17 protein-coding genes are annotated in these 18953 nt (G+C 68.0%); 5 read left to right on the top strand and 12 right to left on the bottom strand.

Annotated elements, in window-relative coordinates; genetic code table 11:
* Nucleotides 1–8: 8 nt before the first annotated feature.
* The 6 genes from ACFO3J_RS20695 to ACFO3J_RS20670 form a co-directional block, all read right to left on the bottom strand.
* Nucleotides 9–716 (bottom strand): LuxR C-terminal-related transcriptional regulator, encoded by a 708-nt coding sequence (locus ACFO3J_RS20695; protein WP_386431124.1) that lies wholly within the window; start codon nucleotides 714–716, stop codon nucleotides 9–11.
* Entirely contained in the window at nucleotides 713–2017 is a 1305-nt protein-coding gene (locus tag ACFO3J_RS20690; protein WP_386431122.1) for an ATP-binding protein, read from the bottom strand. Before ACFO3J_RS20690 ends, ACFO3J_RS20695 begins: the two co-directional genes overlap by 4 nt.
* 109 nt (nucleotides 2018–2126) lie before the next feature.
* On the bottom strand, nucleotides 2127–2660 hold the full coding sequence (locus ACFO3J_RS20685) for a hypothetical protein (RefSeq protein WP_386431120.1): 534 nt from the start codon (nucleotides 2658–2660) through the stop codon (nucleotides 2127–2129).
* 1238 nt (nucleotides 2661–3898) lie between these two features.
* A complete protein-coding gene (locus ACFO3J_RS20680; RefSeq protein WP_386431118.1) occupies nucleotides 3899–5917 on the bottom strand; it encodes an ATP-binding SpoIIE family protein phosphatase in 2019 nt (672 codons plus the stop codon).
* Between the two features lie 273 nt (nucleotides 5918–6190).
* The gene (locus ACFO3J_RS20675; protein ID WP_386431116.1) at nucleotides 6191–6457 is read right to left on the bottom strand and encodes a hypothetical protein; all 267 of its coding nucleotides are present in this window, start codon (nucleotides 6455–6457) and stop codon (nucleotides 6191–6193) included.
* Nucleotides 6458–7058: 601 nt separating this feature from the next.
* Entirely contained in the window at nucleotides 7059–7892 is an 834-nt protein-coding gene (locus ACFO3J_RS20670; RefSeq protein ID WP_386431114.1) for a PIG-L family deacetylase, read from the bottom strand.
* Between the two features lie 901 nt (nucleotides 7893–8793).
* Between ACFO3J_RS20670 and ACFO3J_RS20665 the strand changes: the two genes are divergently transcribed.
* Complete coding sequence (locus ACFO3J_RS20665; RefSeq protein WP_386431112.1) at nucleotides 8794–9129, top strand: hypothetical protein; 336 nt, start codon at nucleotides 8794–8796, stop codon at nucleotides 9127–9129.
* A 5-nt stretch (nucleotides 9130–9134) separates the two neighbouring features.
* Nucleotides 9135–9446 (top strand): hypothetical protein, encoded by a 312-nt coding sequence (locus ACFO3J_RS20660; RefSeq protein ID WP_386431110.1) that lies wholly within the window; start codon nucleotides 9135–9137, stop codon nucleotides 9444–9446.
* A gap of 1364 nt (nucleotides 9447–10810) precedes the next feature.
* Here the strand turns inward: ACFO3J_RS20660 and ACFO3J_RS20655 are convergent.
* From ACFO3J_RS20655 to ACFO3J_RS20645, 3 genes are all read right to left on the bottom strand, one after another.
* The gene (locus tag ACFO3J_RS20655; protein WP_386431108.1) at nucleotides 10811–11011 is read right to left on the bottom strand and encodes a hypothetical protein; all 201 of its coding nucleotides are present in this window, start codon (nucleotides 11009–11011) and stop codon (nucleotides 10811–10813) included.
* 458 nt (nucleotides 11012–11469) lie between these two features.
* The gene (locus tag ACFO3J_RS20650) at nucleotides 11470–11613 is read right to left on the bottom strand and encodes an HGGxSTG domain-containing protein (protein ID WP_386431106.1); all 144 of its coding nucleotides are present in this window, start codon (nucleotides 11611–11613) and stop codon (nucleotides 11470–11472) included.
* A gap of 680 nt (nucleotides 11614–12293) precedes the next feature.
* Nucleotides 12294–12683: a hypothetical protein gene (locus ACFO3J_RS20645; protein WP_386431104.1), complete on the bottom strand. Its 390-nt coding sequence runs from the start codon at nucleotides 12681–12683 to the stop codon at nucleotides 12294–12296.
* Here ACFO3J_RS20645 and ACFO3J_RS20640 point away from each other — a divergent pair.
* From ACFO3J_RS20640 to ACFO3J_RS20630, 3 genes are all read left to right on the top strand, one after another.
* Nucleotides 12682–13713, top strand: coding sequence for a hypothetical protein (locus tag ACFO3J_RS20640; protein ID WP_386431102.1), 1032 nt, complete (start codon nucleotides 12682–12684; stop codon nucleotides 13711–13713). The two genes, ACFO3J_RS20645 and ACFO3J_RS20640, sit on opposite strands and share 2 nt — an antisense overlap.
* 296 nt (nucleotides 13714–14009) lie before the next feature.
* On the top strand, nucleotides 14010–14273 hold the full coding sequence (locus ACFO3J_RS20635) for a hypothetical protein (protein ID WP_386431100.1): 264 nt from the start codon (nucleotides 14010–14012) through the stop codon (nucleotides 14271–14273).
* A 5-nt stretch (nucleotides 14274–14278) separates the two neighbouring features.
* Nucleotides 14279–14635, top strand: a complete 357-nt coding sequence (locus ACFO3J_RS20630; RefSeq protein WP_386431098.1) for a hypothetical protein — start codon at nucleotides 14279–14281, stop codon at nucleotides 14633–14635.
* Nucleotides 14636–15065: 430 nt separating this feature from the next.
* On the opposite strand, the gene ACFO3J_RS20625 is transcribed toward ACFO3J_RS20630, so the two are convergent.
* The 3 genes from ACFO3J_RS20625 to ACFO3J_RS20615 are packed head-to-tail and all read right to left on the bottom strand — an operon-like array spanning nucleotide 15066 to nucleotide 18668.
* The gene (locus tag ACFO3J_RS20625) at nucleotides 15066–17081 is read right to left on the bottom strand and encodes a DNA recombination protein RecN (RefSeq protein ID WP_386431096.1); all 2016 of its coding nucleotides are present in this window, start codon (nucleotides 17079–17081) and stop codon (nucleotides 15066–15068) included.
* Nucleotides 17078–17656: an ABC-three component system middle component 2 gene (locus tag ACFO3J_RS20620; protein WP_386431094.1), complete on the bottom strand. Its 579-nt coding sequence runs from the start codon at nucleotides 17654–17656 to the stop codon at nucleotides 17078–17080. Before ACFO3J_RS20620 ends, ACFO3J_RS20625 begins: the two co-directional genes overlap by 4 nt.
* 40 nt (nucleotides 17657–17696) lie before the next feature.
* Complete coding sequence (locus ACFO3J_RS20615; protein WP_386431092.1) at nucleotides 17697–18668, bottom strand: serine/threonine protein kinase; 972 nt, start codon at nucleotides 18666–18668, stop codon at nucleotides 17697–17699.
* Between the last annotated feature and the right edge of the window lie 285 nt (nucleotides 18669–18953).

Raw genomic sequence — 18953 nt, 5'->3', positions numbered from 1 at the left:
GCGTCGAGTCAGGAACGGCCGGGCGGCTTCGGCTGCCAGTCGGCGAGATCGGCGGGCTCCAGGCCGAGGTAGTGCTCCAGGTCGGCTGGAGAGTGGTGGCGCAGATAGTCGGCGAACTTCGCCTTGACGCCGTCCATGTAGCCGGCGGCGGTCTGCGCGGAGATGTGCAGGCGCCTGCCGATACTGGGAAAGGACTCCCCGCGGGCGCGGCCGGCCAGCACTTCCCGCTCCCGTGGGGAGAGCCCGGGGAGCAGGTGGCGGCGCTCGGCCAACTCGGCGAGGCCGGTCAGTTCCTGGGTGATGACGATCCGCCCCTGTGCGACCGCGCGGGCGGCCTCGGCGAGCGCGTCGACCGGCTCCGCTTTGTGGACGATGCCGCCCGCCCCTGCGGACAGGCAGCTCACCAGGATGGCCCGGCGGACCTCGTTGGTGTAGACGAGGGCCCGGTACCCGGCCTGGACGACGGCGCGGACGGCGTGTGGGCCCTGCAGCCGCGGTGCCCTGCCGGTGCCGCCCAGTTTGAGGTCGATGAACACCAGATCGGCACACGGGGCGGCGGTGAGCAGGGACTCGGCGTCGTTGAAGGCACCGATGACGTCGAGGTACGGCATCAGCAGCGGCAGGCCGTCGCGGATGACGGTGTCGTCGTCCACCGTCGCGACGCGCAGCCGCGTGTCGTCGCTGGGGCACGTCGTACGGTGGTCGGTGGCGGTCACGGAACCTCTCCCAGCGGACCGCGCAGGACGACGGTGGTGCCGTCACGGGGATGCGCGTCCAGCTCGACGTGAATGTGGTGGCGGGCGAGGGCCTCGATGACCTGGACCCGCAGGCCGAAGCCGAGGGGTGTTGTCACCGGATCGAAGCCGCGTCCGTCGTCGCGGACACTGACCTCCCATTCCCGCCCGGCCTCGTCCGCGTCGGCGTGCACGACGACGTTCCGCGCGGACGCGTGCAGCCGGACATTGTGCAGCAGCGTCTCCAGCGCGGACCGGACGACGGCCGCGGTCTCCTCCGGCAGCAGGATGCCGTCGGCGAGGTCGAGGCTCAGCACCATCGGCAGATCCCGGAAGCCCTCGGCGGCCTCGCGCACAGCGCAGGTCAATGCGGGGTCCGCACGGTCCGCACGGTCCGTTTGGGGTGCGGCGACGGCGCCGGCTCCCGGCGCGGGCGGCCGGGAAGGGGCAGGCACCCGGGCCTCGTTGAGGAAGGCGCGGACCTTGTTGGCGAGCGAGACGGCCTGGTCGCGCAGCGTCTCGTCCAACTCGGCCGGCAGGTCGGTGCGCGCGAGTAACCGCAGCACACTGATGTTGTCGTGCAGCAAGGTGCGTTGGCGGTCGACCTGTTTCAACCGGGCCGCCTCCGCGGCCGCTTCGGACGCCAACCGCCGGGCCTCCTCGGCCTGCGCGCCCAGTCGGCGCAGGAAACCCACAAGTAGCCTGCTCAGCAGAGCGAAACCGGCGTACGAGAACGCGTTGGCGATCACCGTCGCCCGCGTCGGACCGGTCGCCAGCGGCAGATTGCCGATCAGATAGGCGGCGGTTATGGAGGCCACCGCCAGCGCGGTGTGCCGCGGTCTCCTGAAGACGATGCCCGCTCCGCAGGCGCTGCCCAGCGTGCAGGCGAAGCCCCACGCCGTCCAGCTGCCGGTGACGTCCCCGGCGCGGATGAAGGCGGGTTGCAGGAGCAGGACGCACACCGCGGTCAGGCTGTCCGCCCGCCCCCAGCGCTCGTCGCGGTACTCCCCGGCCCGAACGACGACGGTGGCCAGGATCCCTGATTCCACAACGTAGCAAGCCAGTACGGCCAGAAACAGCCCACGCGACGTGGTGTGCCGCAGCGCGGTCGGCAGCGACAGCAGCAGCTGGCAGACATTGATCAGGCGCACGCCGAGCACGACCGTCAGCGCGCAGGTCTCCACTCCGGCGGGGGTGGCGGGCAGGCTGCCGTCGCCGGACCGCCACCCGGCCAGGGTCCGGGTGAGACGGCCGTTCGCCCCCGCCATGGCGAGTGCTCTCATGGCCGGCATCCTCGCCGGTCCCGAGCCCCCGGCGGCACCCGGTATTTCGGGGGTGCCGGACGTGGGGGCGGCCTCCACGGTCGGCCGGGGGGGATTCGCCGGACACGGCTCAACGGGGCCGGAGTTGGTTGGAGCAGTCCAGCAGCACGTCGCCCGCGGTGACGGTGCCGGTCGGATGGTCGACGATCACCGTCCCGGCCGGGAGACGGGGCAGCGCCCGGACCGCGGTGGCGTAGATGCCGCGCAGAACCTCGTGCGACGGCGGATCGAGTCGCATTTCCAGGTGGTTGCCGAGGCCCATCCGGGGAGCGAGGGCGGTCACGAAGAACCGTGCCATCAGCGCGACCCGGGCCACCAGGAGGTCGTCGCCGGTGTTCTCCGCCCGCTCGGCGACTGCGGCGAGCCACCGCCAGGGGCGCGCCAGCCCGGTGGCGGGCGCCTTCCCCATGGCTACCTGCTCCATGGTGGGCGCTCCACTGGCGATCGCTATCCGGCTTCCGGCGAAGTGCAGCCCCGGATCATTGCCGGCCGAGGCGAGAAAGGTGGCGACGAGTTCTCCGGCCCGCTCCAGGTCGGACGCCGCGATCACGATCGGCGGCTCCGGCGGCGGCTGGGATGTCGATCTCCTGCTGAACAGGCCCATGGGCTCTTCCTTTTCGGCGCACATGTGTCGCGTGGTGTTGCGGGGTCGGAAAATAACCGGCGCGCACCGATGGACGACGTGCCCCGGGCGAGAACACGGTCTCCTTCCGGCGACGATCCGCCCACATATCTTGCCGCAACCGCGCCGACTCCTCAGCGGAATCGGAAAAAACTCGCGAAACCCAAGGCGGGTCGGCGGACACCGTGTCCGCACCGGTACGCGTTCGGCCCCCACCGCACCATACGCATCTCGCGTGGAATTCCGTCAGCCCTTCCGCATTTGTGCCCAGGAAAAAGTACGTGGTCGGACGGTTTCCCGGCGCACACCCGGAAAATTCCCATGACTGTCCCGGCAAACGCCCAGCGCGTCAGCACATGGAGGCGGTCGAATGGCCGGGCCGGCTGATGATCCGGGGGCACAGGGTGAGTTCGGGGACCGGATACGACGACTCCTCTGTGGACCAGGAGGCCGAGCGCCGCCGCGCCGTCCGTGCCGAACCGGTCTCCCTCGCCGAGCGGGTGAAGGGTTTCAACGCGCAGGCGAAGCCCGTCCAGCGGGCGTACCGGACCCAGCGGATCCGCGTCGCCGCGGTGTCGGTCGGTCCCGGCGTCGGCCGACACCGACCAGCTGGCCGCACTGTGACTGCCGCACGGGACGAACTCGTCTGCGGTGAGTCGGAGTTGTCGCGGCGGATCGCCGAGTCCTGGACGGCTTCCGCAGCCTGGTCGGAGCGGGAGCCGGCAACCGGCGTCCACCAGCCCGCCGCGGAAGCCGTCCAGGTCCGGGGCGCCGGTCGACCGCGCGCCGAGGGTACGGGCAGCGGCGGTGAGCGCGGGTCGGCCGCCGCTCCATGGGGCAGACCTCCGGCCCGCGGAGGCGGCTCCCCCGTGATCCGACCCCAGCCGAGGGGAACGCCAGCGGACCCCGCTTCAGCTTTCGCTGCCACGCTGCCACGCCGCCCGCGTCGGTGCGGCGAATGGCCACGGGCGCGGTGGGGGCGCCGAACTCCCGTACCGGTTGGTCGCGGGCTCCGGCGGCCAGTGCGTGCAGCAGGAAATCGCGGTTGACGGCGATCCCCTCGGGCGTCGGGAAGCGCGTCAGTGGCCCCATCTGGGAGGCGGCGCGGGAGGGAACCGAGGGCGGCTCGGAGCCCCCCCGGCAGAACCCGTACCTTCCGATCGGGACCTCGGGCTTCGTTCGCGGCCCCCTGCTCGCGTACCTCCTCCCCATGCGGATTGTCAGGCGGCATGCGGCGCGGCCGGCCCCGCACCCTTGAGCTCGCCGTTCGGCAGCTCCTGATCGGTGTCCGGCAAGTCCTGCTCGGTCCAGATGCATTTGCCGCCTTGGAGATACCGGGCACCCCAGCGCCGGGAGAGGGCTGCGACGAGTTGCAGGCCGCGTCCGCCTTCGTCGGTGTAGTCGGCATGGCGGATGCGAGGGGTGTTCAGGCTGCCGTCGTAGACCTCGCAGATCAGGCTCCGGCTGCGCAGAAGGCGCAGCCGGACCGGGCCGCTCGCGTGCCGGATGACATTGCCGACCAGCTCGCTCACCAGTAGTTCGGTGGTGAGCACGAGGTCGGCCAGTCCCCAGGCGGTGAGCTGTGCGCGGATGTATTGGCGGGCCTGACCGGCCGCCCGAGGATCCTCGGGCAGGTCGCAACCGGCGACGTCACGGGGGTCGGTGCACCGGGTGTGGACGATGAGCAGGCCGACGTCGTCATTGGTCTGCCTGTCGTCGGGCAGCAGCGCCGAGACGACTGTGTCGCACAGCTCCTCCAGGTGCTGGACGTCGTCGTCCTCGTCCGCGACCTGGAAGTACGCGGTGGCGGAGGCGGCCTGGGCCAGAACCTGTTGGAGGCGGGCCAGTCCCTGCTCCACGTCCTGGGTGGGCGACTCGATGAGCCCGTCCGTGCACAGGACGAGCAGGCTCTCGCCGGGCAGCTGCAGTTGGTGTGTCTCGAAGGGCGGATGTGCGGCGCCCAGCGGCGGGTCGGCGGCGACGACGGGGCTGTGAACGGTGCCGTCGGAATGGACGACGACCGGTTGTGGGTGGCCGGCCAAGGCGTATGAGCAGGTGCGGGCGACCGGGTCGAAGACGGCGTACAGACAGGTGGCGTAGAAATCCTCGCCCAAGTCGGAAACCAGGTCGTTGAGGCGGTCGAACAACTCGTCGGGAGCCATGTCCAGGTCGGCGAGAGTGCTGACGGCGGTGCGCAGCCGTCCCATGGTGGCCGCCTCCGCGATGCCGTGTCCCATGACGTCGCCGATCACGAGGGCGACCCGGTCGGCGGACAGCGGGATCACGTCGTACCAGTCACCGCCCACCTCTTCGCCCTGGGCCGCGGGCAAGTAGCGGGCGGCGGCGCGGACAGCGGGTAGCCGGGGCAGCGCGCTGGGGAGTAGACCGCGCTGCAGTTCCCGGGCGCGGGCGTGCTCCGTGTCGTACAGGCGGGCCCGCTCCAGGGCCTGCCCGACCAGACCGCTCAGAGCCGTCAGCAGGGTGCGCTCCTCGTCGCTGAAAGGGCGCGGCTCGCTGAAGGAGACCGTGCACAGGCCGATGGTCCGGCCGGAGGCGATCATGGGGAGGAACGCCCACGCCTCCTTCGGCGAGTTCACACTCACCTGGCTCATCGAGGGATAGAGCCGGTTGTACTCGGCTTTCGACTCGATGAACCGGGGAGTGCGCGTCCGTGCCACGTCGTGGACCGTGGCGTAGTCGGAGAGCGGGAACCCGTCCATCAGCCTGGTGAACCCTTCCGGGTAGCCGGCGGAGCCCACGGCATACAACCGCTCGTCCTCGTTGAGCACCTGGACCAGCAGCCCGTCGGCACCGAACGGGGGCATGACATAGTCCGCGACGGCCCGCACAACGTCCTGGGCGGTCATGGCCTCGGCGAGCGCGGCGGTCAGCTCGCCCATCAGGATGGAACGCTCTGCCATGGCCACCGGACCAGGGGCCGACGGCTGGGGCACCCCGGGCACACGCGCCGCAGCCCACGCCGCGATCGCGCGCAGGAAGGACCGCTGCGTCTCGTCCGGCTCGCCGGCCGCGCCCGTGAGCACCGACAACGCCCCAACGGGACCGTCGGCACCCAGGAGCGGCACCGCGGCCGTGCCGGACGCCCCGATCCCCAGTGCGTCCCCGTCCACCCACACGTAGCCGCCGCGCCGGACAGCGCGTGCGGGAGCCGCGTCCTGCTCGCCGTGCAGCTGGGCCCACGCCTCGGCGACCACTGGGGTGACTTCTTCGGAAGCCACCAGCCGCAGCCACCCGTCAGCGGGCTCACGCCGGTGCGCCAGGGCTTCCAGGCCACCCAGGCACGTCTTCGCCTGTCGGAGGGCCAGGGCAAAGGCCAGGGACTGGGTGCTGTCCGGCAGCTCTCCGTCCGGGGACCGAGCAGCCGACGAAGCCCCTGGATCCACCGGGGGCACTGGACCGGAGGAGCCTCCGGAAGGGGCCTTCCCAGCTGTCATTTCGCCCTGCTCGCCTTCTGCTCAGGGGAACGGAGGAATAGGAAAAATCGCTAGATTTCAGCCCTCCTGAAGAACGCTAGCACTCTTCGAGACGAAGGGTCCGCCTTCCGCGGCCGGCCCCTGGACGGCCGCGACGGCCGTCACCGGCGCCCGCCGGGCACTGGGGGCGCCGGAGACGTTCCGCTGGCCGTATGCTCCGGTGACCTGCGACGACGTGCCGGAGGCGACGATGCTGCCCTGACGCAAGATCGCCACCCGGCCTGCGAGCGCCTCGGCCTCCTCCAGACAGTGCGTGGTCAGCGGCACCGTCGTGCCGCTGGCCACGCAGCTTCCGCACGAGTTCCCAGGTGCCGCGCCGCCTCCCCGGGTTCAGTCCGGTCGTCATCCCCCGGGCGGCCACCGCCGGACGCGATGGAGAGATGCCACGAAACGCCGCGCTAGATGGGCATTACGGGCAGCGACTCCACGGATCCAAGGTGACGTCCGTCCGACCGCTCGGGCGAGGCACACCAGGTGCCCTGGGCCGCGAGCCACGTGAAGTCTGCGTAGGCCAGGTGATCTTCATATGCGGCGTCGTTCGGGGGCCGGCCGGGGTTCAGCGGCAGAGCCCCATGATGATGTCGTCGAAGTGGGGGAACTCCCGTCTGGCCTGTTCGATTACGGTGACCGCCGGGATGCGGCGGTCCGGTGCCGATTCTTCTGCGAGGGCGGTCGTCGCGGCTGGGGCGCGGTACCCCGCCGGGTACGTAGGAGGTTGCGGCCTCCCGTGGGCCGAATCCGTCGGCCGGCAATCAGGGAAAGGCGCCGAAATCGCGCTCGCGATGGCGCCGGTCCCGCCCTTGGATCCGGGGAACACGACAGATTGTGGTCCAGCGCCCCGCCGGCCGACCGAGGCCGAGGCCGTGAACGTCGTAGGACGGGCGGATCAGCGCAGGCCGGCGAAGAGGTCGTTCTCGGGTACGGCCGCGCCGGTGGTGTCCCGGACCCGTACGAAGGTCTCCACGCCCATCAACTCGCCGAACCTCTCCTTGCCCATCTTGAGGAAGAAGATGTTCTCGCCCTGACTGGCATGCGCGGCCAGCGCGTCGAACTTCTGACCGCTGAACGCGGTGGTGTCCACCCACGTGGTGATCTCATCGTCGGGGAGGCCGATCTCGGCCAGCGCGGCGGCCTCGGCAGGATCCGGTGCGGGCATGTCCTCACCGACCTCCCGCATGACCTCGCCGAACCGCCGCATCATCGAGCGGGGCATCGTGGTCCAGTACACCTTCGGTGTCAGCGCGGTCATCTCCAGCGCCGCCATCGTGATGCGGTGGGCCTGGATGTGGTCGGGGTGGCCGTAGAAACCGTACGCGTCGTAGGTGACGACCACGTCAGGTCGGTAGTGCCGCATGAGTTCCGCGAGTCGGGCGGCGCCTTCCTCGACCGGGGTCTGCCAGAAGGCCCCGGGGGCGTCGTTGGTCGGCCAGCCCATCATCCCCGAGTCGGCGTAGTCGAGCATCTCCAGATCGTTGATCTTCAGGACGTCACAGCTCGCCTCGAGTTCCTGACGGCGCATCGCGGTGACCGCCGCCGGATCGTGCCCGGGATCGCCGGGCTTGACACCCCCCGGTCCGTCACCGCAACCGCCGTCGGTACACGTCACGAGAACCGTGCGGATGCCCTCCGTCGCGTACCGTGCGAGGACTCCTCCGGTTCCGGTGGCCTCGTCGTCGGGGTGGGCGTGCACTGCCATGAGCGTCAAGGGCCGGTCGGTCATAAAAGAGTCCTCCTGCAGAAATACGTCTTGGCAACCGTGCCAGCCGGACCGGCTGTTCCCGGCAAGGCCGTTTGACCGTCCGGGCTTCCCAGCGAACGAGGTACAGGCGCGATGTCCATGTCCCGGCGCCACGTCGGATCCGACGTCCGAAGGACCGCTCCCCGAACTCGGTGAGCAGATCCCGGCCGATCCCGGACCCTGGGTCCGGATTCCCTCATCCGCCCCGTACGAGTCCCCAGACGGTACCTTCCCAGCGATTCTTCCCTGTGCCTCTGACACGGGGGTCAGCGTACGAACCGAGTGGACGTGCCACGACCGACGCCCGGAGCTGACAACGACGAAGGCCCGGACCGCTGAGCGGCTCGGGCCTTCGATCAAGGCGGAGGATACGAGATTCGAGCCCGTGAGGGGTTGCTCCCGACACGCTTTCCAACGGGTCACGAGGCTGTACACGAGGAGGCGTAGACGTTCCGACCTGCGGCGGAACGGTTCGCCCGGCGAGTGACGGACGGTCCCGGACGCGGCTGAAGAGACCAAAACTGAGACCAGAGGACCACACGTCGTCGCCAGCGCGATGGGTCTGCAGCTCAGGCTCCGCACGGCTGCCGACGCCTGTGTCGGATACGGATCCCTCTTCCTGCCGACCTGGCACGGTGTCACCCAGCCCTCTAGCCCTCCGGTCCCAGGGATTCTGCCACTACACGACCGTGGCGCCCACGGACCGGTCCCGACATGCCGCGACCGGAGCAGGAGCCGAACTCCCGCTCCAGGACCGACAGCAGCAGTGCGTAGGGGTGCCTCTGCCTTCTCCACGGCCGTGTCCGGGCCAGGGCGCTGCCGATGTCTGTTCCCCTATCAGAAAAAAGTGATAACGCTCCGCTCCGCCGTACGAATAGCTAGCGTGAAGTCGGAAACGACGAGCCGTGACAATGGCATCCGCACCATGGAGACACATGTGACGACATCCCCTATCCCTTCCGGGGAGGGCACGAGGACCCAGCCCTTACCCCGCACGATCGAAGCGATCACCGCTGCGCTCGGTGAGGAGAAGCGGCAGGCGTTCCACGCGGCGCTCTGGCGGGCACCGCTGGGGCCGGAACTCGATGATGTGATGAATCTGTGGTGGATGGAGGCGATGTTCGATGCGGTGCCCGGCCGTGAACGCCGTCTGACCAGGACGGTCGCCGGCCGTGACCTGGTACGCCTCCCGGATCTGTTCGTAGGCGATCACCGGTGAGGCCGGTGTCACACGGCTGGCAGGCCGTCGCCGAACTGAGAGCGGCCGAAGTCCTGCATGCCATGGGAACCTTGGGGTTCAGAGAACTCCACGACCAGATGGTCCGCTTCTTCCGCGCGCTGGCTCTCGAAGTGGGCGATTCCGTCGAGTCGGGCAAGACGCCGCCGGGACTGCCGATGGAGATCGACGATGTCATCTGGTATAGCGTGGCCGTGCCCCTGGAAGGCATCTTCTTCAGCTACAGCGTCTATCCCGGCGAACGGCAGATACGTATCTGCGACCTCATCTGGATCACCACGGATCCGGATCTGCCATGACCCGTCTCCAGCCCGAATCCCGGTGCCGCCACCATGAACGGCGCTACCGGCCTGGTGAGGTGCCGGGGACACGAACGATGCTGCAGCAGGACGGGCGCCACCCTGCGACCAGGTCCCCAGGGGCGGGCCGGTAAGTGAGCCGGTGCCGGCCGTCCTCCTGGAACAGGTCGTAGCGATGTCCATCGCAAGACTCCATCGAGGGCCACGGATCCGGCTGGTGGATACCCGGCAGCCAGAACGTCACCGGCGCCCGCTGTCGACGAGCCAGTCGCACCGTGAAATCGGTGCTGATCACGTTTGCCCCCGGTAATCATGGAGCCCTTGATCCTGTCCCGTGGCGAGGCTCCGTCGCTGCACTCGCCGCCGCGTGAGTACTTCCGTAACTACGCAGGGTGGCGTGTGATGCATCCCCACGAGTCACAACAACGCCAGGGCGGTGAACATCCGGGCCAGGGCAGCCTTTTCGGCAGCAAGCGCAACCGAAACCGCAACCACGCAACGATGAGGGCCCCGACCGCTTGGCGGTCGGTACCCTCATCTGCCCTGGTGGGTGGGTGCGGAGGATACGAGATTCGAACTCGTGAGGGGTTGCCCCCAACACGCTTTCCAACTGTTCGTCGGGGGGTTCAGGAGGGTTCGGCAACGTCCTGAGCTGCGTTTCTGCGGCATCACTGGGGATCAACGGACGGTGCTGAACGGGGGCGAATGCAACCCGAACTGCAACCCTTCCGCCCCGGGCTGCCGGTGCGGAGAACACAGCGACCCAGGGTGAGCGGAGTGGTTCGGGACGTAGGCCGGGGTCTCAGCTGATGGGACTGTCATGTTCGGTTGGGCGGTTGAGCCACTGGTACTTCCAGTACCCGAGAAGGGCGCAGTTCGAGTTGAGTGAGCTGTCCGTCAGGTCACGTCCGCGAGGTTGAGTTTCTCCTGGTCTCGGGACTGGTCGCCCCGGGGTCACGGCTCGGCTGAACTGGGAGCTCGTAGCCGGCCAGGGCGGTGACCTGTGGCCGGTCTGTTGCCAACCGTCAACGTTGGTCGTCACTGTTCATCTCCGGACGGCCCCGGGACGGTTCGGGGGCAACCGACTGGTCGGCGGCCGGAAGATCCTCACGGATAACGCTGGGCGTGTGAACAGTGCGTCGGCGAAGGCCCTGCTTTGCACGACGCAAGAGCAGTCCACCGCCTGACAGGACAAGGGTAGATGCAATGTTGATCAACAGATCATGGATGACGTCAGCCATCTGTCTCTCCGGGGCAGCTAGAAGCTACCCACCGGATGAGCGGGCTTCGGCGAGCGACGCATCGTGTCGACTACGTCTGGAAAGTAACCCCGTCCTCGCACAGGGACAGCTACCAGGCTGCGCCTACAACGGTAGCAGCGAGATGTCTAGCTGATCAAGACCCGCAGCAGCGACAGCTTCAAGCATCGTCCACCATCTATCTGCCTTCACCTGCGGGGTACGGAAGCACAACGGGCAGATGAAGGTGTACGAATTCTTGCCAATTGCGCTGTGGGGCTTCGCGTCGGCCATGGGAGGCGCAAAATGCACCAGGGCGAAGCTCATGCCTCTCTCCTCCGGCAGCAAGCGGGCAGTCGTTAGCCGGATGCGGCGGTGCTGGGAGCGATCGGTACACACGATCGCAATGAAGTGCCGCGGCCCGTCTTCGGGTGTCTCCTGAGCATCCGTCACGCGAGGAAACGACTCGATGAGGTCGGTGGAGCGGCTTTGGGTGGAGCTGCCATGGGTCGAGAGATCGGTGCCAGGTTGCTGCGCCTCGGGCAGTCTCTGGACGTGACCGCCCGCAATAGCCCGATGTTGGCCCCGATCTTCGAGGCTCGCCCCATGGTGGCTGCCTAAACCCGTGGAGCCGACCAGCCCCAGCCCGGAGTGCTCTGACCTCATGTCTTCAGCTCGCCTTTGGGGGTGCGCGGCGCCGGCCGGACCGAGCGGGGCGGAGACAGGAGTGACGGCGCGGCCGCGAGCCGGACCTCGCGATGGGCTCGATCGCCCGCCGGTTGAGGTCAGCGCTTCTTCCGCTTCTTTTTCTGCACGGGCGTCCACTCGCCGCGGTGGAACTGGCAGCGCGAATAACCGACCATCGCGGGGTTCTGGCACGGCTTGCCCGTCTTGGTCTTCGTCGAGCCGCACTTGACCTGCTTGCCCATGGGTTCTCCTTGAGCTGTGCGAGACCGCGTGTTGAACTCATCGCACCCTGCGGCCGCTCGCACTGTCCGGGCAACAGCTTCTTTCGGCTGATTCACACCGGTATGAGACCGGTTTGCATGGCGTGGGGCTGGCAGGGGTGAGGCAGTGCCCATGAGCCGGCTCCCACTGAAGGGCGGCTACCGACCTGGCCCGGATGCCCCGGCGGTGGAAGCAGGCGAGGACCGCCGTGAATGCGTTGTCCCGGTCGATTGGGAGAAGGCTGTCCCACGCGATCAGGCTCTGTGGCGGGCGGGATTCTTCGCCAACTAGAAGTCCGCGTGCAAGCTTCGAGCCCACTTCACCATCGATGAAGTCTCCCGCCACTTCAACATCGCCTGAGAACATCGAGGGGCCCCGCAGTAAACTGCGGGGCCCCTCGACGTCGTGCCCGGTGAGGCACTGGCGGAGGATACGAGATTCGAACTCGTGAGGGGTTGCCCCCAACACGCTTTCCAACGGAGCGCGAGGCCGTACGTCAGGAAACGGAGTCATTCTGACCTGCGGCGAAACGAGTGTCCGGGCTCAGAGTGGACGGCTCCGGACGCGGCTGAATGAGACCAGGACTGAGACCGGGATGGCTGGCGGTCCCGGTCGCGGGAGCTCACCGGACTGGCGCCAGCTCACCCTCTGACGAAGCCCCTCAGACGAGGTTTCGCGCCTCCCAGCAATCGCGGAACCAGGACAGCGTCGCGTACAACCGCTCACGATTCGTGTCGTCCTCCAGCACGGAGAGGCGGAAACTGGGGCGCAGCTCCAGCTTGCCTTCCGGGAGGGAGACGCACTCCATCTCGTTCAGCCGGTTCAGAAGTTCCATGCGCCGCGCGCGGTCAACGAAGGGCTCGCGGTTCGCCATGTGTGCGAAGACGACCTCCGCTACGCCGCCCCGCCCGCTGCCGGGATACAGCGTGAGCGAGCTATTCGATGTGACACACGCCACACGGTCCTCCGCGAGCTTTTCTGCCGGAACACCGAGCGTCTGACGACCGATAGGTGAAGCTGCCGTTTGACGCTGGAGGGAACGCACGTCCATGTCCGACCAATCCGTCGCCCAGGAACCCGCAACTGATCGGGCCACGACCTGTCGTGACTGTTCGAGAGATAAACGGATAGTCACCTTCGCCCGGGACCTGCTGGGCGCTGTTGTCCGCGAGGCAACCTCCAGCAAGCTCCCGAGAGGGGTGCCGATCACGATGCGCTCCCTCGTGATGTTCGATCACGGCAGCTCGGGCTGCGAGGTGTACGGCGTCCACAACGACGGCGCGCTGTCGAGCCAACCTTTGGGTGACCTTACGCTCCCGGCCCCGCGCCCCGTTAGGCACGACTGGTCCGGATCAGACGTGCTGTCCGTGGACTTCCCTCTGGCATACGCGACGCGGGTGAGGTGGGACGGGGAGGTGACCATGTCGCCCGCCGGCCTGTCCACCAATGGAGATATGCCGGACACGGTGGAAGCGCTCAGGGCCCGGCAAGCAGCAGCGCGTGGGGAGAGAGAATCGATCGACTCCTTCTCTTACCGCGTGCTCGGACTGCGCGGCGGCGCGCGGTGGCGGGAGGCTGTATCGACCGCGCTGCTGGGCGACTGGATCGCGCCGTTGACCCAGGAGGGGGTCCTGCCGGGCACGGCCATCAGCGTGCTGCGCAAGGAGGCGAGGCTGATTCACCGGCAGTTGGTGCCGCTGTGGCGGCGCCGTGCCGGCCGGTCACGGGTGCTGTTGCTGGATACCCCTTCGGCCGCCAGCCTCTCGCTGCACGACATGGTCGCCGACCGCCTGCTGCTTAAGGGGAGCCCGGGAGGCGGCTTCACGCCGGATGATCCGCGGCTGGACGCCTTGCTGCGGTTCCTACAGCCGCATGAGCGGGCGGTCATCCTGGCCTGGGCGGATCCGTCGGTCGCTACGTGGACGGACGCCGCGCTGTATTCGGGCGCGGGCGATCCTGCGGCGTTCGGCGAGCGGGTGCGGCGGAAGACGAAGCGCTGGATCGCCGAGCAGAAGCGGCGTCGCGCACAGCAGCAGCCGAAACTGGCCGGGGAGTACTGGCCAAACGACGGCCGTCACTGAGCCGTGCGTCTGTAGGTATAGCTGTAACACCGCAGCGCAGATGGCCTTTTTGCCCTCAGGTGACCGCTGGAGCGACTGGACTCCCTCACTGTGATGTGATGAGAATCGCAATAGATTTTTTGCCGGTTCCGCGTTCCTCGTTGCAGCTTCCCCTCCACGAGCACCGCCCGCACCTGTCCCCAGGGCGTCGAGGGGCGCCCTCCCCGCCGACGCCGAGATTCTTTGCCGGTTGCGGGGCCGCCATCTGCATCCATATACGCACGCCCATCCGTTGAACCGAACCCGGAGGCCACCCCATGCAACCGCTCGCCGACCACCGTCCCGCTCCTCTCGATCCGCTGGCCTTCCGCGGCGGCTTCGACGGCGCCCGCCTCGTACTGGTGCTGCGTGGGCTCAACCCCGATGAGTTACGAGTCGCCCTGGCCTGGGTGCAGGTCGCAGTCGTCGATATAGTCCTGCCTGACGCGTACGGGGAGATAGTCCGCTGCGAGCTCAAGCGGCTGGGCACTCGACACACCGAGCGCGCCGCTGCCGCAACCGGCGCAGGGGCCCGCCGATGAGCCCGATGATCGACGCAGACCCCTGGTGGGCCATGCTGCTGTCGCTGCCCAGCGCGACCGCCGTCATCGTTCGAGCGGTCTTCCCGCAGGATTCCGCCGACCGGCTGGCCTGGTGGCGCGATCGGCGACGTCATCGTGGTTGCGGGCCGTCCCGACGCGCCAGGGCGGCCGATCAACGGCAGGCTGACCTCATGGAGCCGCGTGCGGTGGTGGAGTCGCCGGGCCGCGATGACGGGTGGCACGTCCGGGTCGGCACGGAGATCATCGGTGTGGCGTACGGGCCGCGCGACGTGCTGGAGGCCCTGCAGCGGGCCGGCGCGGTCGAGGACGTCGACCAGGTCGACCTGGTGACCGCCGACTAGATTGACTGGCACGGCGGCGGCCCGGACGCCTCGCAGTGATCGGCTGCAGACCGAAGCTGGGGGCGGGGGTGTAGACGACCGTTTACGCCTCCCGCGCGGATTGGCTCGCTACGGGACGCCGTGGTTTTGATTCTCTTCGCCGCAGCCGCAGGTGAATGGGCCGCACTGCTTGCGGAACCACATCGCATTCGCATGGCATGGCATGGCATGGGGCGATAGTCCCAGCTTCCTCAGTGCCGGGATGCTCCGTGCTGCCGGGCACGTTCGCTTCCGTGCCGATGGATGGCTGTCAGCCGGCTGCCTGCCTTGGCGTCATCGGGCCGGGGCTGGGCTCCCTATGAGTCCCGCCCCGAGGCCGCTGGCGGCCGATCGCCAACGCCGCGGCAGACGCAGGGGCTGGCGGACGAATGGCCTGGGCGGGGTGAGGAGGCTATTCGGGGCTGCCTTCGTCTGTAGTGGTCTCGTCATCGATCAGCCCGTAGGGGGGTCGGTCCTCGTTGCGGCTGTACCGGACCACGACGTTCTCTTCCACGAGCACGGGCGGACTGTTGTCGACGATGATCACCTGGGCGCCGGCTCCCTGTTCAGCCAGCCAGCTGCTCAGGTGGCGGTAGAAGTCGTCGATGGCGATCGCGTCTGCGATTACCGCGTCCCGGGTGGCGCCGTGGCCCAGGTTCTTCTGCGGGCTGTCGATCATGAGGAAGCCGGGATGGGCGGCCGATGTTTCGACGGCCACCTCGAAGACGGCCAGCTGCCAGGCCAGGGTCAGGAGTGTTCGGGCGCCGGATGATGCCTCGCGGTAGGAGTCGCCGCGCACGTGAGGAACCAGGTTGGTGTCGATCATCGGCTGGCTGAGTTTCGGGTAGCGCCACTGCCGCAGGAGGTCGCTGTATCGGCCGCTGATTCGGCCGACGACCAGGTCCCTGTCCTGTGCGGCATCTCCCAGCCGGTCGCGTTCCTCCCGCAGACGTTCGATCTGTGCCTCCTGCCGCTCCACGAGCGCGGCGCGCTTCTCCAAGCCAGCCTGAAGCTTCGTCGCGTTCTCGGCGTGCTGGAGATGACGGAGGACTTCCTCGCGCCGACGCTGAAGGTCGTCGCGAGCGGCGAGGAACGGGGTGACGGTGGGCGAAGTAGCTTCGTCCACCGCGGCGGCGGCACGTTCTTCGTTGATGGCGGCGTCTTCTGCCTGGAGCTTCAACGTGGCGAGCGAGCTGTCCAGGCCCTCGATGTAGGCAGTGATCTCCTTCAAACGGGCCTTGGTGGCCCTGACCTCGGCCGCGACGTTCAGCCGCCCTTCATCCGACGAGTGCTCGGCTGTGGCGGTGCCGAGCGTCAGGTGACCGTCGTCGTGGGGCAGCTCGTGACTGCACAAACTGCACGAGCCGTTCTCCACCGACGGGGGGGCAGACAGCCGATTCAGGCACGCCGGGCAGGTCGTGACGCTGAGGGGGTCGAACAGGCGCTGCGCTTCGGCCAGCATATTGAGCTTGACGAGGTCGTCCGCGTACTGCGCCCGCAGCGGCATCATCCGGGCGAGTTGCGTCTCGCAGTCACGTACCACGCCGGCGGCTCGCCGGGCGCGCTGGGCCGCTTGCTGGTGCTCACGGCGCAGACCCCCGGCGAAGGTGGTGCCGGCTTGCGCTGCCTCGTCGAGGACCCGTAGCTGCTCGGTCAGCTCCCGCAGCTCGCCTTCGTATTGCTCAGCGATCAGCGCGCCGACCGTGGGAACGTCCTGCTCGTCGACGAACGCCCGTGCTGCGGCGAGTTCGGAGCGCGCCTGGGTGAGTCGGGCGCCCAGTTCCTTGATGCGTTGCCCAAGCTCGACGGCGCGGTCGTCGTGAACGCCGAAGACGACGTCGACCACCTGCTTCAGCTTGTGCTTCTTCATGTACTCGTTCTCGAACAGAAAGTTCTTGGATGCGACCCGCTCGTTGGGAAGGAACGCGAGGTTCATGAGGTCGCGGATGCTCAGCGGGTCGGTCCGGGACTCACGGCTGGAGGGGGCCTCCCGCAACTGGACGCCTTCAAGCTTGCAGTGCCCCAGCAGCAGAGCGGAGAGGCTCTCGGGCGCTCCCGCCGGGTCGATGGTCCTGCTCTCAGGTTTGGAAAGCGGCGGGCTGTCCAGCGTCCCCCGGCGTACGTAGGCGACCTTCGACGGCTCCCCGACGGGCCGCTCGATGACGTGCGGTTCTCCGGACAGCTCGACTTCCAGAAGGCAGGAACGGACCTTCCGCAGCACTTCAGGATGGCGTGGATGGCGCTTCCCACCGAGGCCATAGGCGATGAACTCCAACACCGCGGTCTTGCCTGAGCTGAATGCCCCGGCCACCACGGAAAGGGCTCGCACCCGCTGGTCGTGCGTGAAATCGACGTCATAGTTTCGGCTGACGCCAGCAAGGCGCAGGCGCCGGATCCGGATGCCGGGCAGAGGCTGCATGGTGGTCATCCCTCCCAGGGCATGTCAGGTGCCTGCGGTCCAGGTCCCAGCACGCTGAGTAGCGCGGCACCGGGACCGCCTTCTCCATCCGGCCGAAGCCACAGTGCGGTCTGTTCCCGCAGCGCCTTGTCGCTGAGCTTGCGGAGGCTACGCACGACGATGGACGCAGCAGTGGTGAACGACGCGGCGTAGGTGGCGGTGAAGCGAGCCCCGAGTTCCCGACCGCGGTTGCTGATCGAATAGGCGAAGGCTCCGTTGCGGTGGTGGACCTCACAACACCCGTAAGCCACGAGCAGTCCGAGATCGTGCCGGATGCGCTCGCGTCGACTGGTGAAGCGCTGCGAGGAGGACGCGTACGAGAGCGCCTGCGGATCGAACCCGGCCAGCCTGAGCATATTGCCCTCCCGGCCGTCGGAATCGACGACTAGGAAGGGATTCGCCGATAGGAAGTCGTAGTAGCCGATGCGTTCCAGGCTCGCCCCCTTCGCGTCCTGTCCGGCGACAGCGTCGAGAAGAAGCAGCAGCTGCGCCAGCCGGAAGGTCACCTCGTCCTCCGGCATCACCACCGGCCTGTGTGCATCCACAGCGAACTCCTCGTAGGTCTAACAGGTCAGGCGACGGCGGTCAGCTGTCGGAGTGCTCGGTGGCGATCTCCCGCCAGTGTTTGACCCAGCCCGCCTTGCGGTTGTCCACGAGCCGGTGGACCAGCCCCCAGCTGTGCACCAGCTCGAGGCGGAGCAACTTCGGCAGTTTGTCGTGCTCGTTGCGTACTTCCCGCCAGACACGGGTGTGGAGCCGAAGCGCGTCCTCCGCGGCGCACTCGTTGAACTGCATCTCCCATAGGCCGTGGAGCGTCGCATCGGCGGAACTGAGTGCCGCCACCTCCGCCGGAACATCCTTGTGCGCGATCTCGCGAGCAACCAGATCGGCATTGAAGAACTGCCTCTTGGCCGAGCCCAGCTCCACGTGGCCGGCCTCGGCCATCTGCCGAATGAACAAGGCGGAGCCAAGGGCGGCTGCCTTGTCGTCCTCGATCTCGAATACCAGCCGAAGCTGCTCCATAGGGGCGGGGGCGGCCTGGGCGTATGTCTCGTAGAAGGCGCGACGCACGTCGTCGCCCTCGGGGCTAAGCAGCTTCTTCCGGAGGGCGGTCTCGTCCCAGAGCTGGATGACGAGGCTGTGTTCCTTTTCCTTCGCCTTCGTCCAGGTGTCCCACCAGGCCGTCATGGGACCGTCCATGCTGGAGGGGATGCACAGAATCCAGCTGGCGATGGTATGGCCGTTCATGGCGGCTGCCTTCAGCACGTTATCGAGCGAGTCCTTGACCTGCTGAACGTGCTTTTTGGTGGTGACCGGCATGAAGTACTTGGACTGCCACACTGTGATCACTCCGCCGAGGTTTCCGGCGAAAGCGTCGATACCCCAGTCGCCTGGGTTGGCAGCGATGGACCGTACGTTTGGAGTCGTCGCGGCGGCAAGCTGAGCGATCATCGTTTCGAAGTCGTCGCGGGCTCCGCCGGGGCTTCCCCCGCGGACTGCGTGCACGTCGAAGCTGATTGGCTGGACACCCGTCGGTACGGCTATCGAGTCAGGCACAGCCCACCCCCCCTGCGCCGGTGGCTGCACACAGGATGTTCCCCGCGCGTCACACACCGTATCGATGGAGCCTATCCAACGGACAGTCGTCTGATCAAGAAGTGGAAGGCGCTGGCATCGCAAATACAGTCCACCGCTCAGCATGGCGATCGAGCGGAACCTGCGGGTCACGGTTCAGGGATGTAGGTCGTCTTGGCGAGAGAACTGCAGCCCTCTCCCGCAGAGTTGCCGTCGCGGCCTGATCGCGGCAACTGCAACCCTGTAACGGCGTCGGCCCGGACAGTG

It is taken from the genome of Streptomyces polygonati (genome assembly GCF_042650325.1).
In the GTDB taxonomy this organism is placed as follows: domain Bacteria; phylum Actinomycetota; class Actinomycetes; order Streptomycetales; family Streptomycetaceae; genus Actinacidiphila; species Actinacidiphila polygonati.
The sequence above is the reverse complement of the archived record's forward strand: the minus strand, read 5'-3'. Positions and strand labels throughout refer to the sequence as shown.

What these genes read in the sequence shown, in the direction of transcription:
- ACFO3J_RS20690 (WP_386431122.1), bottom strand. Translation starts at nt 2,017, where the DNA reads ATGAGAGCACTCGCCATGGCGGGGGCGAACGGCCGTCTCACCCGGACC.
- ACFO3J_RS20685 (WP_386431120.1), bottom strand. Translation starts at nt 2,660, where the DNA reads ATGGGCCTGTTCAGCAGGAGATCGACATCCCAGCCGCCGCCGGAGCCG.
- ACFO3J_RS20670 (WP_386431114.1), bottom strand. Translation starts at nt 7,892, where the DNA reads ATGACCGACCGGCCCTTGACGCTCATGGCAGTGCACGCCCACCCCGAC.
- ACFO3J_RS20655 (WP_386431108.1), bottom strand. Translation starts at nt 11,011, where the DNA reads ATGAGCTTCGCCCTGGTGCATTTTGCGCCTCCCATGGCCGACGCGAAG.
- ACFO3J_RS20650 (WP_386431106.1), bottom strand. Translation starts at nt 11,613, where the DNA reads ATGGGCAAGCAGGTCAAGTGCGGCTCGACGAAGACCAAGACGGGCAAG.
- ACFO3J_RS20640 (WP_386431102.1), top strand. Translation starts at nt 12,682, where the DNA reads ATGTCCGACCAATCCGTCGCCCAGGAACCCGCAACTGATCGGGCCACG.
- ACFO3J_RS20645 (WP_386431104.1), bottom strand. Translation starts at nt 12,683, where the DNA reads ATGGACGTGCGTTCCCTCCAGCGTCAAACGGCAGCTTCACCTATCGGT.
- ACFO3J_RS20635 (WP_386431100.1), top strand. Translation starts at nt 14,010, where the DNA reads ATGCAACCGCTCGCCGACCACCGTCCCGCTCCTCTCGATCCGCTGGCC.
- ACFO3J_RS20630 (WP_386431098.1), top strand. Translation starts at nt 14,279, where the DNA reads ATGATCGACGCAGACCCCTGGTGGGCCATGCTGCTGTCGCTGCCCAGC.
- ACFO3J_RS20625 (WP_386431096.1), bottom strand. Translation starts at nt 17,081, where the DNA reads ATGACCACCATGCAGCCTCTGCCCGGCATCCGGATCCGGCGCCTGCGC.